This is a genomic window from Legionella sp., from assembly GCF_047605385.1.
Lineage (GTDB): Bacteria > Pseudomonadota > Gammaproteobacteria > Legionellales > Legionellaceae > Legionella.
In genome coordinates, this window is sequence record NZ_JASGFU010000054.1 from 1 (window position 1) to 17,777 (window position 17,777).

Consider the following 17,777-nt stretch of genomic DNA (forward strand, 5'->3'; position numbering starts at 1 on the left):
GGACTCTGCTTTACTCTCTGAAAATTAGACTAAAAAACTCCGAACTGGGGTTATAAATAACATAATGCTTTATTATCTGGCCAATAATACTCGGCGATATAAATAAGCGGCTCAATTCGATGAGGCCTGATTGAAAAAGCCTGATGAAAATATTCTAACGCTTCTTGCCAAGAAAATTCAGCATTTATTTTACTTAAGTTTAAAGTTAATTTGCCAAGCCTTAATAAACTTATAAAAGTTTCTTCATCCCAGCCTTGCATATTTGAACGCAACTTATAGTATTCATATGCCTTTTTAAAATCCTCTAAGCATTTTAATGTTTGAGCTAAATAAAAAACCGTACGAGGTTCTTTAGTCACTTGAGTGTTATATTCCCTTTGTAATAACTCCAAATCGCGCACCCAGCGTTTTTTACTTTTTTCAATGCTATCAGCACAAGATTTGTAATCAAAATAAATAGAATCAGGTACCTCATGTACAGCACCTACGAATTTTATTTCAACATTTGCTCTAAATAATCGAGCAGTATAAAAATCTAAATCCTCCATCTGTATTCGAATTAGATACAATGGAATAGAAAAACGCTGTTCCTGAATACAAAATTTAAGAAGATCACCAACATTAATTAGATTCCATTCTGCATCAGGCATTAAAATAAAGGGAATCGCTGGAAATAATTGTTTAATTAGCGTTAAAGCTTTATTACGTGATGTTGCAAAGTCGATAAAAGGCTCTTGGACTATATGATAATTAACATTTAAATTTTGTAAGTATTTATTAGTTACCAAGCAGGTATCATCGGTCGAGCCCTTATCATAAATGAGAAAATGTAAAATCCCCCTTCTACCAGAGGTTTAAGTGTTGAAATGATGGTTTTCTGCTCATTTTTAATCATTAATGCAACACATAGTAATGAAGTGCAGGAATTATTGAAAGTCGATAATTGTTTACTGTAAGTGCTCATTTTTTATATCATATTTAAATTTTAATAAAAATTTGACAAATCTTGTGATTTTCATACCGCTCATTTTGCCATTCAATAAAGTAGATTAAGCTATTAGATGACTAATAGCTGTATGTCATTAAAAGAGTCAAATCTGTCGCGACTTAATATTATTTCAATACTCTATGAACTTGCGATAGCTATTCCGAGTGGATTATTGAATCCATTTCCAAAACCACCAGCACAATTATTGAAAGAACCATCAGTCGATGAAACATTACATCTCATTATAGTACTACCACTAGCGGTAGTTACAAATACAAAACTACTTCCAAAGAAATCAAGAAATGCTGCATTTGGTGTAAATACCCCCCCTGCATCTGAGCAACTAGAAATTTGACCTGTCGGCCGGATCAAGTATACAGTTAATTACTTGATTACCTGCAGCATTAGAGACATAAAGGTTATTTCCTAAGATCTTTACATCAACAAGATTTGACCCGGATTGGGTAAACAGAGCATTTGTATAATTTGAGCAAGGATCAAAGTTATTTATGCTGGAATTAATCGGGCAAATTTGTATGGAGCTATTATTAACAACCGATTGAGCTATATAAGCAATGTTTAAACTACTTACTGCTATACCGTCAGGAGCAGTAAAACCCGTGCCAGCTGGAGTAGTATTACAAGTAAGTTGACCTGATGCAGCGACTGCACATTGATAGACATCCCCATTTTGCGCAGTTATATAAGCTACTGAATTAACTGAATTTAAAGCGATAACTTGTGGATTAGCAACAACACCTGCAATATCAGTATATGCACAATTACTTAGGCTACCATTTGAATTACTATAATCGCACAGTACAATATTCGTTCCAGCCGTAGTAGTACCATTAAGTACAAAATAAATTTGATGGGCTGTATTATTGAGTGTAATTGCATCAATAAATTCTGAAGATGACATCAAAGAATCAACATTAGTAAGATAATTACAAGAGGGAACCGTTCCATCAGCAGCTATAGTACATAATGAAATAGCATTGGTATTGTTATTTCCTGCATTAGCGATATAAGCAAAAGATGTTGTTATAGTACCTCCTGTTGGCCCAGTTGGACCAGTTGGGCCTGTTGCACCAGTAGCTCCTGTTGGACCTGTCGGGCCTGTATCCCCTGTAGAACCCGTTGCACCGGTAGCTCCTGTTGGGCCTGTCGGACCTGTATCCCCTGTAGAACCCGTTGCACCAGTGGCTCCTGTTGGGCCTGTCGGACCTGTATCCCCTGTAGAACCCGTTGCACCGGTAGCTCCTGTTGGTCCTTGAGGTCCAACTCGGCCTGGCCCAATATTTGCGATCTGGGATTGAAGCGATGCAATTTGAATTAATAGTTCTGCCCTTATTTTTTCTACATACTCTACTGAAGCAGGATTATGTGGCGATAGGGTTAAACGTTCGGCATACAATTGAGTAATATAAAGCGTTTTGCCAAAAGCAAGTCGTGCAACTGCCACTGAACCATCACTTGAATACATGGAGAAATACTTATTAAAACCTAAAGCTGGATTGATATACCAACCTTGAGCGGAATTTAAAAAATGAGAAGTTGAACAATAAGAAATTACATGATGCATCAATAAAAAAATGTTGCTAAAACAATGTTACATCGCTTTATATTATGTTCTTCCACGATTAAATCCTTTTATATCGTATCAATCCTAAAAGTCATCATAAAAAATTTATCATCTAATTTTTAGATGATAACATTATAAATTTTTTTATAATAAATCAAGGCATTTTAGAATCAGCAAAGTCATAATAAGCCTTTCGAATTACTCATTGTCTTTGCGAGAATAACCACAGCCTTCTTGTGGGCAAAGAATTTGACGACCAAATTTCTTACTTTCTTTCATTGTAAGAATTGGCCATGAACACTTAGGACAGGGTTCATTAATCGGTTCATTCCATAAAGCATAATCACATTTAGGATAATTACCGCAGGAATAAAAAATTTTCCCTTTTCGGGATTTACGCTGCAGAATTTTAGCTTGATGGCACTTGGGACATTCAACACCAGTATCTGCTGGTTTTTCCAATGGTTCCATATGCTTACATTGCGGATAATTACTGCAACCAATAAAACGACCGTATTTACCCGCCTTGATATGTAAAGGACTAGAACATAGAGGACAAACTCGACCATCTACCACTTCTGGCTCATTTTTCTCAGCATCTGGACCTGCTATATCTTGGGTGTAATCACACTCTGGGTATCCGGTACAACCAATAAAACGGCCTCGTTTTCCTAAACGTATTGATAACGGCTTTTGGCATTTGGGACATTGTTGATCCAAAATCTCAGAAGTAACATCTTTACGCTGTACTTGTTGATCTGTAGTTTGAATTTGCTGCACAAAAGGTTGCCAAAATTCTTCTAAGACTGGAATCCAATCTTTTTCACCGCGTGCAATGGCATCAAGAGTATCTTCCAGATGCGCTGTAAATTTATAATCCACATACCGCGTGAAATAACCAGTTAAAAAACGATTTACAATACGACCAACATCCGTTGGGAAGAACCGTTTCTTATCAACAACTACATATTCGCGTTGTTGTAAGGTATGAATAATCGATGCATAGGTCGAAGGACGGCCAATGTCATATTCTTCCAAAGCTTTAACTAAAGTAGCTTCAGAATATCTTGGTGGTGGTTCAGTAAAATGTTGATTGGCTAAAATATCGTGTACTTTTATTTTGTCACCGATATTAAGTGCTGGCAATAATGAACCTTCATCCTCTTCTTCTTTAGAATCATCACGACCTTCTTCATAAACAACAAGGAAACCAGGAAATGTAATAGTAGAACCATTCGCTCTAAAAATATTGCCTTCACCACAACTTAAATCAACAGCAACCGTATCCATTAAAGCATCAGCCATTTGACAAGCAATTGTTCGTTTCCAAATCAGACTATATAATCTGTACTGATCCGTAGTTAGTGCAGACTGTACCATCTCCGGAGTACGCAAAATCGAAGTAGGACGAATCGCTTCATGCGCTTCTTGAGCATTTTTTGATTTAGTCTTATAAAGTCTTGAGTTCGTAGGACAATTTGGTTCGCCATAACGCTGGTTAATGTATTGACGTATTTCATCCACTGCTTCGACAGATAAATTCACTGAATCTGTACGCATATACGTCACCAAACCCACGGTACCAGTACCAATATCAATACCTTCATACAATTGTTGAGCCACCATCATGGATTTACGTGCGGTAAATCCTAATTTACGCGCAGCTTCTTGTTGTAAAGTTGATGTAATAAATGGAGGGGAAGGTTTACGTTTACGTTGTTTTTTCTCAATCTGGGTAACAATTAAATTGCCCTGTGCTTGTTTATTCAAATCATCTCTGATTTGATGAGCTTGCTCTTGATTTACTACAGTGAATTGTTGTAATTTTTCTGTTTGATAATGAGTTAAACGTGCTTCAAAAGAAACTTTATCGTGGAAACACTGAGCTATTATTTTCCAATATTCTTGCGATACAAAGCGCTCAATTTCTTCTTCACGTTCAACAATTAAGCGTAAAGCTGGGCTTTGTACACGGCCAGCAGAAAGACCGCGACGTACTTTTTTCCACAATAATGGGGACAAATTAAAGCCCACCAAATAATCCAAAGCACGGCGTGCTTGTTGAGCATTGACTAAGTCCATGGAAATATCGCGTGGATTATTAATTGCCTCTTGAATCGCTGATTTAGTAATTTCATTAAAGAAAATTCGGTGAACTTGTTTATCTTTTATTAAATTCTTCTCTCTCATAAGCTCAAAAATGTGCCAAGAAATAGCTTCACCTTCTCTATCAGGGTCCGTAGCGAGTAATAATGAATCAGATTTTTTCAATGTTTTAGCAATAGTTTCAATATGTCGTGCGTTTTTTTCTAATGGAACATAAGTCATAGAAAAATGATGCTCAGGGTTTACCGAGCCTTTGCGGGCTGGCAAATCACGTACGTGCCCATATGAGGCTAAAACTTCATAATCATTTCCAAGATATTTTTGAATTGTTTTAGCTTTAGCGGGTGATTCCACAATCACCAAGTGTTTACTCATAGTAAGGTTAACCTTTTCCAATGACAATTATTTAACAATAGTATATATAGAATCTTTCACCCTAGAGTCAAGTCGTCGAACAATAACATAGCGGATTTCGCTTAAATAATTACCATTTAATGTACTATGAATTCATCTTCTGCTTGATAGAGAATCAAGTCAAGAAAGGCTAATTGCTCTTCATTAAGACGGGAAGACAAAACATTTCTTATTGTCCATTTAGTTTCTTGTAAGTTGACAATGCGTGAATCAGAAAATTGCAATTGATTCATAACCAGTTCAAAAGAATCCGTATTTAAAATTCCCCATAATTGCAAACGCATTAGAAATTGATAACTTGCTTTTGTCAATTTCATTTGTTCATCATAGGTAATTACTCGTGTTGATTGCTGTTGTTGGGTTCTGATATGCAGTAATTGGTCATCGTCTGTTACACTTTCTTCTGCATTAGTCTGGTCTATTGCTTCTTGATCAGTAGATTTTTGACTTTTTTGTAGCTGAGTAAGACTTGTCTCAAACAAAGTTAACAACATTTCAAATAAGTTATCTTTCATACTAACACCTCATATAGCCACCGGGTACTGCCACCACAGCCCCTTTTAATTCTAATTCTGCAATTTCACTAGTTACTTGTTCAACGGTACATCCACTTCGTGAAATGATCTGATCCACGGTAGTCATTTCAAAACCAATGAACTTTACTAGGTTTTCATTCTCGCTGGCAAGAGAAAAAATAGGTTTTTCAATAATGTTTTGTGGTGACTCAATTCTTAATTCTTCAAGAATATCAGCCACCGAAGTCACCAACTTCGCTCCCTGCTGTAATAAGTAATGACAGCCACGTGCCAAAGGATTATGGATGGACCCAGGAACAGCTAAAACATCTCGGTTTTGCTCCAATGCCATACGTGCCGTAATGAGCGATCCACTTTTCATTGCGGCCTCAATAACCAAAATGCACAATGACAAACCACTTATTATACGATTTCTGCGAGGAAAATGTCCAGCTATTGGCGGACTTTTTAGCGGAAATTCGCTAAGTAATAGTCCATTTTCAGTGATTTGCTGCGCAAGCTTTATATGACGACGAGGATAAATCCAGTCAATACCAGTACCCATGACGGCAATTGTTTGCCCATGAGACTCTAAACATCCCAAATGTGCCTGGGCATCAATACCTAATGCCAAGCCACTGACAATTGCCACCCCTTTGTTAGCCAGCGCTTTGGCAAAAGAATAAGCATTCTCACTACCAATAACCGAAGGATTACGACTACCAATAATAGCTAATGGTGGTTGGGCAAAGGCAGATAATTGGCCTTTTGCATATAAAACTATGGGTGGATCATTAATTTCTTTTAGCAAGGCAGGATAATATTCATTTTCCCAAGTCAATACATGGTGATCCTCCGCCAAATTAAGCCATTGCAAGTCCTCTGCAATGAAAGCCATATCAAAAGCACTAATAGTTTGTGCCAACGCAGATGGGATTCCCGCCTGTTCCAATTCTATTTTTGACAATTGAAACATTTGTTGTAAATCGGGCCAACGCCTGTAGAGTTTTGCTACCGTACACGGACCAACCTTTTCCATTCGATTTAAAGCGAGAAAATAGGGTAAATTACTCATGGGTGGGTCACCTAAAATTCATAAACTATATGCACGCCATTCTCAACTCTGATTTTTAGGTTCAAAAAAATCAAGCCGCTCGTGAGAGCGCTCATTAGTTCATCCATATGCAAAAGTTGGTAATGATATTCTAAAGAAAATAGTTATTCGCTGCAATATTATTTCGGTAACGCAACAGGGTTGGAGCGGCCAATCCTTGACAAAAGTTATTGGCATCTTGCAGCATTATAATAGATCAACGATAATATCATAACCTTTATACACAGAACCAGATATACACGATGGCCATTCACAAGATTCTTTATTTACCTGACTCTCGCTTGAGAGAAATCTCAAAACCAGTTACTGTCTTTGATGAAGCACTACAAACCCTGATTGAAGATATGTTCGAGACCATGTACGACGCACGCGGTGTTGGGCTTGCTGCACCACAAATTGGGATTACTAAGCGTTTATCCGTTATTGATGTAGTAGGGGATAAAAAAAATCAAATCGTCATTATCAATCCTGAAATCGTTGTTACTGAAGGTGAGAAAAAATTTGAGGAAGGCTGTCTTTCTGTTCCTGGTGCTTATGATACCGTTATCCGTGCAGAAAAAGTTATGGTTAAAGCCTTAGATCGCTACGGTAAGCCCTTCGAAATTAAAGCTGATGGCTTACTAGCAGAATGTTTGCAACATGAAATTGACCATATGAATGGCAAACTATTTGTTGACTTACTTTCCCCATTAAAAAAAGCAATGGCTCGTAAAAAGCTTGATAAGTTCAAACGTCAACAAATCCGTCGCTCATGAGTTATTTAAATATTGTTTTTGCTGGAACTCCAGAATTTGGCCTGCCTTGCCTTGAGGCTTTAGTGCAGTCTTCTCATCATATTCAAGCAGTTTATACCCAACCGGATAGACCCGCTGGACGTGGGCGAAAGTTACAGGCCTCTGCTGTTAAAGAGTGGGCTTTGGCACATGCTATTCCTGTCTATCAACCGATAAATTTCAAAAATCCTGAAACAATCGACAAGCTTGCAGCATTGAAACCGGATTTAATGATTGTTATTGCTTATGGATTGATTTTACCCAAAGCCGTACTTGATATCCCAAGACTAGGCTGTGTAAATGTTCATGCCTCACTCTTACCGCGTTGGCGAGGTGCGTCTCCGATTCAACATGCGATTTTGTATGGTGATAAAGAATCTGGAGTCACCATCATGCAGATGGATGTAGGCATGGATACTGGCGCAATGCTACGAAAAATCAATTGTCCAATTACCAATAATGACACTACAGGAACACTTCATGACAAGTTGGCACAAATTTCTGCCCATCCATTACTAAAAACGATAGAGGAATTGGCACATAATAACTCAAAACCAGAAATCCAAAACAATGACCTAGCAACTTATGCCGGAAAAATTAATAAAGAAGACGCATTAATTGATTGGCAACAATCAGCAACACAGATCAATCAAAAAATTCGTGCATTTAACCCCTGGCCTATAGCTTATACGACATTGAATACTGATGTGTTACGTATTCATCAAGCACAAGTTGTTGCGCTAGAGCAACAACATCAACCTGGAACTGTAGTACAGATTGATAAAAAAGGAATGTTAATTGCCACCGGTGAACAAGGTTTACTGATTGAAAAAATCCAATTTCCTGGCAGTAAGGTAATTACCATTGCAGATAGTTTAAACTCTTCTAAATCCCCTTTGCATGAAGGTTTAATTTTTTAAAGTAGCGACTAATTTCTCATGAATAAAAATGAACGACTCCATGCATTAAAAATGCTAACCGCATTATTAGTTGAAAAGAAGCCTTTATCACAACTCATAACACCTGTTGCAGAAATATCGCCGATGACCAAAGAAATCTGCTTTGGCTTTTGTCGTCATTATTTTCGTTTGCAATTGATTGCTGAATACCTCATCCCCAAAAAACCCAAAGAAATTGAAATTTGGGTTGTCTTATTGATTGGACTTTATCAATTACACTACATGAATCAACCCGATTATGCAGTAGTTAAAGAAACAGTTGCTTTATTGGAAAAGATTAAAAAATCATGGGCAAAAGGTTTAGTAAATGCCGTTTTACGTAATTTTTGCCGCCAAAAAAAAGATATTATCGTTAAAATTACCAATACCCCCACATTTATCTATGGCCATCCTCAATGGTTATTGGAGAAACTACAAAAAGATTGGCCTGATGATTGGCAAGCAATCACTCATGCAAATGATGAGCATCCACCATTAACTTTAAGAGTTAATCGTCAAAAAACATCGGTTAACGATTATTTGCACAAGCTGCAACAAGCAAAAATCGAAGCCTACCCTCATCCAATTGCATCTGCAGGAATTACTTTAAGCACAGCCTGCAGTGTGACGCAACTTCCAGGCTTTAAAGAGGGAGATGTTTCTGTCCAAGATGGTGCAGCACAATTAGCAGCTTCCTTATTGGACTTAAAACCTGGTTTACGCGTCCTCGATGCCTGTTGTGCTCCTGGTGGAAAAACCTGTCATATATTAGAAAGTGAACCTGACTTAGAGCTGTGTGTTGCTCTTGATGTAGATGCCAAAAGGTTAGTCCGTGTACAAGAAAATTTAAACCGATTACATCTTAACGCGATCTTGAAACAAGGTAATGCAGCAACTCCAGAAGATTGGTGGGATAAACAAGCTTTTGATCGCATTTTATTAGACGCCCCCTGCTCTGCCACTGGAGTAATTCGCCGTCATGCAGATATTAAGTTATTGCGAACACAAGAAGAAATTGTAACAGTAAGCAAAATTCAGTATACCCTATTAAATGCGCTTTGGCCTTTATTAGCTAAAGACGGTTTAATGGTTTATGCTACATGTTCGGTGATGTCAGTTGAAAATGAACAGCAAATAGCGCGTTTTGCGGCAGAACACCCAGATTGCAAAGTGCAACAAAGCGATTGCTCGTGGGGACGAGCAACTGGCCATGGCCAGCAAATTTTGCCTGGAGAACAAGGAATGGATGGATTCTTTTATGCGGTTTTGCTAAAAAAATAAAGGTAAACAGACCCTAATAAATTTTAATTTGTTTTAAATTTTAAGGATGATAAATGAGTATCAATTGGCCTTTAATTATTGTTTTATTTTGTTTATCTATTCCAGGCACACTAATTGCCATAAAGCGCTTAATTTATTTTTTACTACCAGACAATACAGAAGAATTAAAAAAACGCGTCTGTCGTTTTGCAATGATACAAACATTGATCTTGATTTTAATCATGTGTTTCACGGGTGCAATTATTTCCACATCAACCGGTTTACACGCACCTATATTAGAAGCCCTTTTAGTAGGTAAAGTAGGTTTTAGTGCACTTATCCCGATTCTTTTACCCGCTGTCCTTTTTGCTATTTTATGTCTGACTATTTTTTGTTTTCTTTATTACATTTTAGCAAAACGCCTCATTGATGAAAAAAGTCGAGTAATTATGATGAAATTACGCCAAGCCTTAGGCATTGATGGCTGCATTCTTTATGGCGGTGTAGTCGAAGAAATCATTGGGCGCTGGGGTATATTGAATCTGACTACATTTTTTGCAGTGATTTTTACAAAACAGCTAAGTCCTTTAATCCTGTGGACATCCATTATTATAAGTGGCTTAATTTTTGCGATGGGCCAACTTCCTACTTACATTGCTGCAGGATGCACTTCCAATCGCTGGTTCATTTATTTTTTTATTGTGCTGAGCATGTGCCAATCCATTATCTTTGGTTATGTGTTTTGGCAATATGGATTAATTTGCGCAATATTTGCTCATATGTTATTTCATTTAGGATGGGCACTTGTTGATGACAAATTAAAATCGTCAATTACACATTGAAAAGACAATTTGTAAAAAATTTGCAAATTTACTTTTCGTTAACATTGTCTTAATTTTACTTACTTATTCTACAAACTGAAATATGAAAATAATGAGATAAGGTTTATGACAACTACATTGGTATCAAGTAATGAATTTGCTTCCATGGTCAGTAAGTTACAACAAAATCCTTTGGATCCTCATTTAAAAATGAGGGTGGTTAGATATTTTCCACAAATGAAACAATGGGCGCAAAATGTACCTATGGCTTTATATCATTTAGCACGTGTCTACATGCCAAACTCTGCACAATATAAGAATACAATGGCTCAAGCTGCAGAGATGGGATGTACTAATGCAATGTTGGATTTATGTGAACTATATGCTAAATCTGATAACGCTCAAGATAACGCTAAAGCAATCTCTTATCTGCAAAAAATTGCACACTCCCAAGACTCTTATATCAAAAAGAGTGTGCAAGAATTAGCAGCTAAATATCCTTTATTGGTGCAAGAAAAACAAATTAAAAACACCATGAGAATTGATATCCACGGTTTTTTTGCGCAAAAAAATAATAAGACTCAACTCGAGAGAGATCAAAAACCCAACGAAATATTACACCCGTAATTAAGCTAATAAAAAGCGGAAATTCCGTTGGATTTCATTTAAATCAAATTGGTTCAGATACAAGGAAAAGCTCATCCAGGCACTCAAAGCTGCTAAATCCTTAAATGGCGGTGGTAAATAAACGGGGCTTGTTAAAATGCCCCGTTCTTGTAATTCTGTCAATAAGGGTAAATCATCTAAAACCAATTTCCCAGTAAACAATAAAGGAATGGAATCAACATGCTTTTGACTAATGGCAAAGCGAATATAATTATAAATCAGCACAAAACCCTTGGCATAAGAAAGGTCTTTAGTAAAAGGCCCACCTGTGGGTGTACTGCCTCTAAATAGACGCACCGTTTGCTTATAACTGTCCTCCTCAGCCAAACCGCATTCAATAAAATAATTATAGATATCAAGAAAATTAGCACCCAGGGTTATTTTATCCAGAGCGATAACACGATTAGTAATTTTTAGCATACGCCCAGGATAAGAGGAAAAAGTTACGACTTCAGTGATTACTGCTAATCCTTCTTGAATTACGCTGCTTGAAGGTGAACCTTTGGATAAGAAAAAACAGTTAGGCTGCATCGCACCATTTAAGGTGGTCCCCACATGTACCCAGCCTTCATGTACCTCCAAATACCGTAAATCCCGATCACTAAACATAGCATGCTGGCCTAATTTAATGCTATCCGCCCCCGCGGAAGCGTCCGCGACCATATCATCACTGATCATCACTGTGACTTTACCAGGATGCTTGTCAAAGAAATGCCCCAAACGCGCTTGCAAAATTTCTTGTGCCTGTTGCGGAGTATATCGCTTCACATCAGCTTCCGATTGCAATTGCACGTCAAGATCGGAAAGAACATCAAATAATAAAGTACCCATTTCCGACATACGTGGCCCACCAGCATAAAATACATCATTAGGGCTGCCATATAATTCCATTGCTATTTCACTGAATTCTGGTGTACCACGAGCAGCAAGCATTTGTATAGCGCGGCTGTACTCTTCGCATTGACGTCTTAAAAGGCGCGTTACTGTAGAATATTGCCCCAACTGATTTTGGGCATCGCGTAAAATAATACGAAATTCTTCTTGTTTTTCTTTTACATCAAAAGGCAGCGGTTTTTTCGCATAATACTCAGTATCAACAGCAGGAAGCCGCTTTCCCTTGTATTTGAAAAACTCTTTTCTAATAGAATCGTCCCATTTGATACTATCAAGAATTCTTATCTTACGTTGTGCATCCACAATGCGTTGTGACAACTCGCGTATTATCACTAACTCCGCTGACTCTGATGCCATATTAGCCCCTTATTATATAGGTGGCGCAATGTTAACGTGCGCATCCTGCTCTTGTGGTGGCAAATTATAAAAATCACTAATATTTGCTCTTGTTAAAGGTGGTGGTACTTCCAGATTAGGGCCATTACGACTTTGCAAATAGAGATTTTCACCATTACTTGCATAACGCCCTGAACATCCTGAAAGTACAAATAACGCACATAGAATACAACTTATTTTTTTCACAACATCTTCCTCTATATTAATTCTAAATTCTTCATTACTTTTTCCAATGCCGCATGATGCGTTTCTGACAAACGAGTTAATGGCAATCTTATTTCATCACCGATTAAGCCCATGCGGTATGCTGCCCATTTAATCGCAATGGGATTAGTTTCTACGAATAATAATTCATTCAAGGGCATTAATTGTTCATGTAAGCGTAATGCCGCTGCTTTTTCCCCATCTAAAGCAGAATCACACATTTTAGCCATCAATTTAGCAACTACATTTGCGGTTGCTGAAATATTCCCTTTAGCACCGGAAAGCATCCACGAAGCAGCAGTAAAATCATCACCACTAAATACATCAATGCTCCCTTCAGAAAGACGTAGAATCTGTTGTAAACGTGTCATTTGTCCTGTAGCTTCTTTGATACCTACAATATTAGAAATCCTAGCTAATCGAGCTACTGTTTCTGGGAGCATGTCGCAAGCAGTTCTTCCAGGTACATTATATAAGATAATGGGAATAGGAGCTGCTTTAGCAACACTACTGAAATGTTGGAATAAGCCCTCTTGTGTCGGTTTAATGTATGCAGGAGTCATAATCAATGCCGCATGAGCTCCACATTCCATAGCTTCTTGAGTTAAACTAATACAATCACGCGTAGCGTTCATTGCCGTACCTGCAATGACTGGAATACGTTCTTTTGTTTGCTCAATAACGGTTTTGATGACTAACAGTTTTTCCTCATGAGATAAAGTACCAGCCTCTCCTGTTGTCCCTGCAGCCACGATACCATGAGTACCCATTTCAATATGAAATTCCACCAGTTCGCGCAAACGATGCACATCAACTTGATCATTCTCCATGGGCGTGATCAAAGCCACTATACTTCCTTTAAACATAGCGTCCTCTATTTTTATTATTCTAATACCCTAATACTACTGGAAAATCTAGGTAATAGTAAAATTTCAAACAAGAAAATGATTTAAATAAAATTTAAATGGCTAAATTTTATACAAAATTTTATTTTTTGTACTACTATTCATAGTGGAAGAGTTAAGTCACAATAAGAAAAAGGAGCCACTATGAATAAAATTATCTCGATACTATCTGTCGTAAGTCTAGCAACCTTTATGCTTACAAGCTGCACGAACACTGAAGTAGGTACCGGTGTTGGTGGAGCAGCGGGCGCAGGATTAGGTTATGCAGTGACAGGAGGTAGTGCTGTTGGAACCGTAATTGGCGCAGGAGCAGGAGCTTTAATAGGAAACTCCATTGGCCAAGAACAAGACAGACGTGCTTATTATTATAATCGTTATTATTACAACCGTTATGGTTATTATTATTAGAAAGCTCGATCAGTGCTTCCTGTGGTTGATCATAGCTCAACCACAGGTATCGCAGAAAAAATTCTAACCGAATTGCAGCAAGATCAATTTTACGTTGCTATACTCAAAAATATTCATTTTCCATTACTCTCAATTGGAACCCACTTATAAAATAATACAAGGATTGTAATCATGCGCTTAAAAGATAAAGTTGCAATAGTTACTGGTGCAGCCAGTGGAATAGGTAAAGAAATTGCGCTTGTGTATGCCAAAGAAGGAGCGCAAGTTGTCATTGCCGATCTTAATTTAGATCAAGCGAAACTGGCTGCAGAAGAAATTAAATCTAACGGTGGAAAAGCAATGGCTGTTGCCATGAATGTCATCGATGAAAATCAAGTAAATCAAGGTGTTGACGAAGTAGTGAAGCATTTTGGGAATGTGGACATCTTAGTCAGCAATGCCGGTATTCAAATCATCGATCCCATTGATCAATTAGCTTTTTCAGATTGGAAAAAGCTACTTTCCATTCAACTTGATGGAGCATTTTTAACTACGCGTGCGGCCTTAAGACAAATGTATAAATCAGGAAAAGGCGGCAGTATTATTTATATGGGTTCGGTACACTCTAAAGAAGCTTCGGTACTTAAGGCTCCCTATGTTACTGCAAAACATGGCTTAATCGGTCTATGCGAAGTCGTAGCTAAAGAAGGGGCCGCACATAATGTGCGTGCTAATGTGATTTGTCCCGGTTTCGTACGTACCCCGCTGGTTGAGAAGCAAATTCCAGAACAAGCAAAAGAATTGGGAATTAGTGAAGAGGACGTCATTAAAAAAGTGATGTTAAAAGACACCGTCGATGGTGAATTCACCACTACTGATGACGTGGCACAAACCGCATTATTTTTTGCTTCATTTGCATCTAACGCATTAACTGGCCAATCATTAATTGTAAGCCATGGATGGTTTATGGAATAAAATAAAATTTATTACTAAAACAATAAGTTGGCACAAATAATGCTGTCATTATCTGAAGGTTACCAAGGAGACTGAAATGAAAGAAGCTGAAGTGAAACAAAAAGCATTTGCCATGCCGCTTGCTAGCCCAGCTTTTCCGCGTGGCCCTTATCGTTTCATTAATAGAGAATATTTGACAATCACTTATGAAACTGACATGGATTTGCTACGAACAATCGTTCCTGAGCCCTTAGAAGTGATTGAGCCTTTGGTGCAATTTGAATTTATTCGTATGCCTGATTCTACCGGTTTTGGTAATTACACTGAATCAGGTCAAGTGATTCCTGTACGCTATAAAGGCAAAATGGGTAGTTTTACTCTGGCGATGTATCTAGATGATCTGGCTCCAATCGCTGCAGGTCGTGAAATTTGGGGCTATCCTAAAAAATTAGCGCACCCTAAATTAGAAATAATCAGCGATACCCTTCTAGGCACACTAAATTATGGCCCTTGCCGAATTGCTACCGCGACTATGGGTTATAAATATGAGCCTTTAGACCTCAAAAAAGTCGCTGATTCAATGAATGCTCCTATTTATCTGCTAAAAATTATTCCCCATGTAGATGGCAGCACACAAATATGCGAATTAGTAGAAATATACATCACTGATGTGACCATTAAAGGGGCTTGGCAAGGGCCTGCACAATTAGAGCTCGCACACCATGCTCTTGCTCCTGTAGCTGACCTCCCTGTACGTCGCATTGTAAAAGCAGTCCATTTATTAACCGACTTAACCTTGCCTTATGGACGCGTAGTCTATGATTATTTGGCCAAGTAATTGGGTAGTGTAGATTTGGAGATTAAGTAAAAATGTTAATTTTAGTAGGTTATTTAGTAGTATTATTTTGCGTTTTTGGTGGTTTTGCCCTAGGTGGAGGGCATTTAGCCGCGATATTCCAACCCGTCGAGTTGCTTATCATTGGTGGTGCAGCCTTAGGTGCACTTATAGTCGGTAACCGTATGAGTGTTTTAAAAGCATTGGGAAAAGCATTACCCAAAGTTTTTAAAAGTGAGAAAAACTCTAAAACAACGTCCATCGCTCTACTGGGATTACTTTATAATCTTCTAAATAAAGCTCGTCAGCAAGGAATGATGTCTGTAGAGTCAGATATTGAAGAGCCGGAAAGCAGTCCTATATTTACTAATTACCCTGCATTAATGAATGAACATCATATTATTGAATTTATCTGCGATTATTTTCGTTTGATCATTACCTCAAACATGCAACCCTTCCAATTAGAAGCCTTAATGGATATGGAAATCGAATCACATCATGCTGAAGAAATGATTCCCGCATTTACTTTAAGTAAAATTGCTGATGCAATGCCCGCTTTTGGTATCGTGGCAGCAGTACTTGGAGTAGTACATACAATGGAATCCATTAACCTCCCTCCAGCACAATTAGGGGTGTTGATTGCTCATGCTTTAGTGGGTACATTTCTGGGAATTTTACTAGGTTATGGCTTTATTGGCCCCTTGGCTACAGCCATGGAGCAACGCGCCAACCAGACTCAATTAATGTTACAATCCATTAAAGCTACGGTATTAGCAAGTTTACATAATAATCCACCACTAATTGCCGTTGAATTTGGCCGTAAAGTATTATTCTCTGCGCAAAGACCATCATTTAGCCAGCTCAATGATGAAATTAAAAATGTAAAACATAATGAATCAGCAAGTGCAGCGAGCGCGGAACCCACCCCAAGTTAGAGTATGAATTATGAGTGATAATGACAGTAACTCCAAAGGGAAATCACACCCTCCAATCATTAAGAAAATAAAAAAGCATAATCATGGACATCACGGAGGCTCATGGAAAATTGCTTATGCCGACTTTGTAACGGCAATGATGGCATTTTTCTTATTGATGTGGCTAATTGCTTCTTTAAACAAAGCACAAAAAGACGGTATTGCTGAATATTTTAAACAACCTTTAAAAGTCACTTTTTTTGGTGGTGATAATGTTGGAAACCAGCAAATTCGTCTCAAAGGTGGTGGACCCAAAGTTGAAGATACTAATGGCCAGGTATCCACTACAGACAGAGCCGCTGCTAAAGACGCCAAAAAACAAAATAAAGAAATTATTCAATCACCTGAAAATGAAACCCAAAAACTGAAAGAATTAAAATCAGAAATTAGCCTTAGTATTCAAAGAGATCCTTCATTAAGTGGTTTAAAAAATCAAATGCTGATGGAAGTAACCCATGAAGGCTTACGTATCCAATTAATTGATAACCAGAAAGAACCAATGTTTGACGTAGGTTCAGAAAAATTAAACCCACAATTTGCGGCTATTTTTACTAAAATTGCAAAATTATTAAATGGAGTTCCCAATAAAGTAACCATTCAAGGTCATACGGACGCACATCCTTATCATAACCCTGATGAGTTAGAATATACTAATTGGGAATTATCATCTCAAAGGGCAAATGCAGCACGACGCGCTTTAATTAAGTCCGGCATGGATGAAAATAAAGTAATGAGTGTTTCCGGATTTTCATCAACAGTACTTTTAAATAAAAAAGACCCATTCAATGCAATTAATCGCCGTATCAGTATTATTGTGATGAAACCAGGTATAACAGAACAGGCTAAAGAGAATAATAAAAATAGCAATAATCAAGCCGAGACTAATAATATAAAAGCGAATACTCAACCTAAAAAAGAATGAAGGATGTAAAATTCAATTATTAGAAAAATAAGAAAAAAGGTAACTCCCCAGGTATTTAATTGAACTCACCAGCTTCCCCTCTCCACCGCGCGCAGCGTGGGGGAGAGGGATCAAGGGTGAGGGGAT

General features: G+C 37.8%; 19 protein-coding genes. 11 read left to right on the forward strand and 8 right to left on the reverse strand.

The window, feature by feature from the left end; all coding sequences use genetic code 11:
• Nucleotides 1-50 precede the first annotated feature (50 nt).
• The gene (locus QM652_RS11195; protein ID WP_415075799.1) at nt 51-788 is read right to left on the reverse strand and encodes a hypothetical protein; all 738 of its coding nucleotides are present in this window, start codon (nt 786-788) and stop codon (nt 51-53) included.
• Between the two features lie 273 nt (nt 789-1,061).
• Here QM652_RS11195 and QM652_RS11200 point away from each other — a divergent pair, with 273 nt between their 5' ends.
• Nucleotides 1,062-1,343, forward strand: a complete 282-nt coding sequence (locus QM652_RS11200; protein ID WP_415075801.1) for a hypothetical protein — start codon at nt 1,062-1,064, stop codon at nt 1,341-1,343.
• Here the strand turns inward: QM652_RS11200 and QM652_RS11205 are convergent.
• The 4 genes from QM652_RS11205 to dprA all read right to left on the reverse strand — a co-directional run bounded on the left by QM652_RS11205 (nt 1,332) and on the right by dprA (nt 6,683).
• Nucleotides 1,332-2,474 (reverse strand): collagen-like protein, encoded by a 1,143-nt coding sequence (locus tag QM652_RS11205; protein WP_415075803.1) that lies wholly within the window; start codon nt 2,472-2,474, stop codon nt 1,332-1,334. The two genes, QM652_RS11200 and QM652_RS11205, sit on opposite strands and share 12 nt — an antisense overlap.
• Before the next feature lie 297 nt (nt 2,475-2,771).
• The gene (topA, locus tag QM652_RS11210) at nt 2,772-5,054 is read right to left on the reverse strand and encodes a type I DNA topoisomerase (RefSeq protein WP_415075805.1); all 2,283 of its coding nucleotides are present in this window, start codon (nt 5,052-5,054) and stop codon (nt 2,772-2,774) included.
• A 116-nt stretch (nt 5,055-5,170) separates the two neighbouring features.
• Nucleotides 5,171-5,608 carry a DUF494 family protein gene (locus tag QM652_RS11215; RefSeq protein ID WP_415075807.1) on the reverse strand — a complete coding sequence of 146 codons (438 nt, stop codon included), beginning with the start codon at nt 5,606-5,608 and terminating at the stop codon, nt 5,171-5,173.
• 1 nt (nt 5,609) lies between these two features.
• Nucleotides 5,610-6,683: a DNA-processing protein DprA gene (gene dprA / locus QM652_RS11220; protein ID WP_415075809.1), complete on the reverse strand. Its 1,074-nt coding sequence runs from the start codon at nt 6,681-6,683 to the stop codon at nt 5,610-5,612.
• A gap of 281 nt (nt 6,684-6,964) precedes the next feature.
• On the opposite strand from dprA, the gene def reads away from it, so the two are divergent.
• From def to QM652_RS11245, 5 genes are all read left to right on the forward strand, one after another.
• Nucleotides 6,965-7,477 carry a peptide deformylase gene (gene def, locus QM652_RS11225; RefSeq protein WP_415075811.1) on the forward strand — a complete coding sequence of 171 codons (513 nt, stop codon included), beginning with the start codon at nt 6,965-6,967 and terminating at the stop codon, nt 7,475-7,477.
• Nucleotides 7,474-8,415: a methionyl-tRNA formyltransferase gene (fmt, locus tag QM652_RS11230; protein ID WP_415075813.1), complete on the forward strand. Its 942-nt coding sequence runs from the start codon at nt 7,474-7,476 to the stop codon at nt 8,413-8,415. Before def ends, fmt begins: the two co-directional genes overlap by 4 nt.
• An 18-nt stretch (nt 8,416-8,433) precedes the next feature.
• The gene (gene rsmB / locus QM652_RS11235) at nt 8,434-9,714 is read left to right on the forward strand and encodes a 16S rRNA (cytosine(967)-C(5))-methyltransferase RsmB (RefSeq protein WP_415075815.1); all 1,281 of its coding nucleotides are present in this window, start codon (nt 8,434-8,436) and stop codon (nt 9,712-9,714) included.
• Nucleotides 9,715-9,767: 53 nt separating this feature from the next.
• A complete protein-coding gene (locus QM652_RS11240; RefSeq protein WP_415075817.1) occupies nt 9,768-10,535 on the forward strand; it encodes a CPBP family intramembrane glutamate endopeptidase in 768 nt (255 codons plus the stop codon).
• Between the two features lie 105 nt (nt 10,536-10,640).
• Nucleotides 10,641-11,141, forward strand: a complete 501-nt coding sequence (locus QM652_RS11245) for a hypothetical protein (RefSeq protein ID WP_415075818.1) — start codon at nt 10,641-10,643, stop codon at nt 11,139-11,141.
• Here QM652_RS11245 and QM652_RS11250 read toward each other — a convergent pair whose 3' ends face one another.
• From QM652_RS11250 to dapA, 3 genes are read right to left on the reverse strand one after another with little or no spacing between them, the layout of a single operon-like run.
• Entirely contained in the window at nt 11,142-12,431 is a 1,290-nt protein-coding gene (locus QM652_RS11250; RefSeq protein ID WP_415075820.1) for a flavohemoglobin expression-modulating QEGLA motif protein, read from the reverse strand. It lies immediately after the preceding gene.
• Nucleotides 12,432-12,443: 12 nt separating this feature from the next.
• Nucleotides 12,444-12,656, reverse strand: coding sequence for a hypothetical protein (locus QM652_RS11255; RefSeq protein ID WP_415075822.1), 213 nt, complete (start codon nt 12,654-12,656; stop codon nt 12,444-12,446).
• 11 nt (nt 12,657-12,667) lie between these two features.
• Nucleotides 12,668-13,540: a 4-hydroxy-tetrahydrodipicolinate synthase gene (gene dapA, locus QM652_RS11260; RefSeq protein ID WP_415075824.1), complete on the reverse strand. Its 873-nt coding sequence runs from the start codon at nt 13,538-13,540 to the stop codon at nt 12,668-12,670.
• Between the two features lie 183 nt (nt 13,541-13,723).
• Between dapA and QM652_RS11265 the strand changes: the two genes are divergently transcribed.
• From QM652_RS11265 to motB, 5 genes are all read left to right on the forward strand, one after another.
• Complete coding sequence (locus tag QM652_RS11265; RefSeq protein WP_415075826.1) at nt 13,724-13,987, forward strand: glycine zipper domain-containing protein; 264 nt, start codon at nt 13,724-13,726, stop codon at nt 13,985-13,987.
• Between the two features lie 171 nt (nt 13,988-14,158).
• Complete coding sequence (locus QM652_RS11270; RefSeq protein ID WP_415075828.1) at nt 14,159-14,941, forward strand: 3-hydroxybutyrate dehydrogenase; 783 nt, start codon at nt 14,159-14,161, stop codon at nt 14,939-14,941.
• Between the two features lie 76 nt (nt 14,942-15,017).
• A complete protein-coding gene (locus tag QM652_RS11275) occupies nt 15,018-15,758 on the forward strand; it encodes an acetoacetate decarboxylase (RefSeq protein WP_415075830.1) in 741 nt (246 codons plus the stop codon).
• Nucleotides 15,759-15,790: 32 nt separating this feature from the next.
• On the forward strand, nt 15,791-16,690 hold the full coding sequence (gene motA / locus QM652_RS11280) for a flagellar motor stator protein MotA (RefSeq protein WP_415075832.1): 900 nt from the start codon (nt 15,791-15,793) through the stop codon (nt 16,688-16,690).
• Between the two features lie 10 nt (nt 16,691-16,700).
• Nucleotides 16,701-17,651: a flagellar motor protein MotB gene (gene motB, locus QM652_RS11285; RefSeq protein ID WP_415075834.1), complete on the forward strand. Its 951-nt coding sequence runs from the start codon at nt 16,701-16,703 to the stop codon at nt 17,649-17,651.
• Nucleotides 17,652-17,777: the final 126 nt, after the last annotated feature.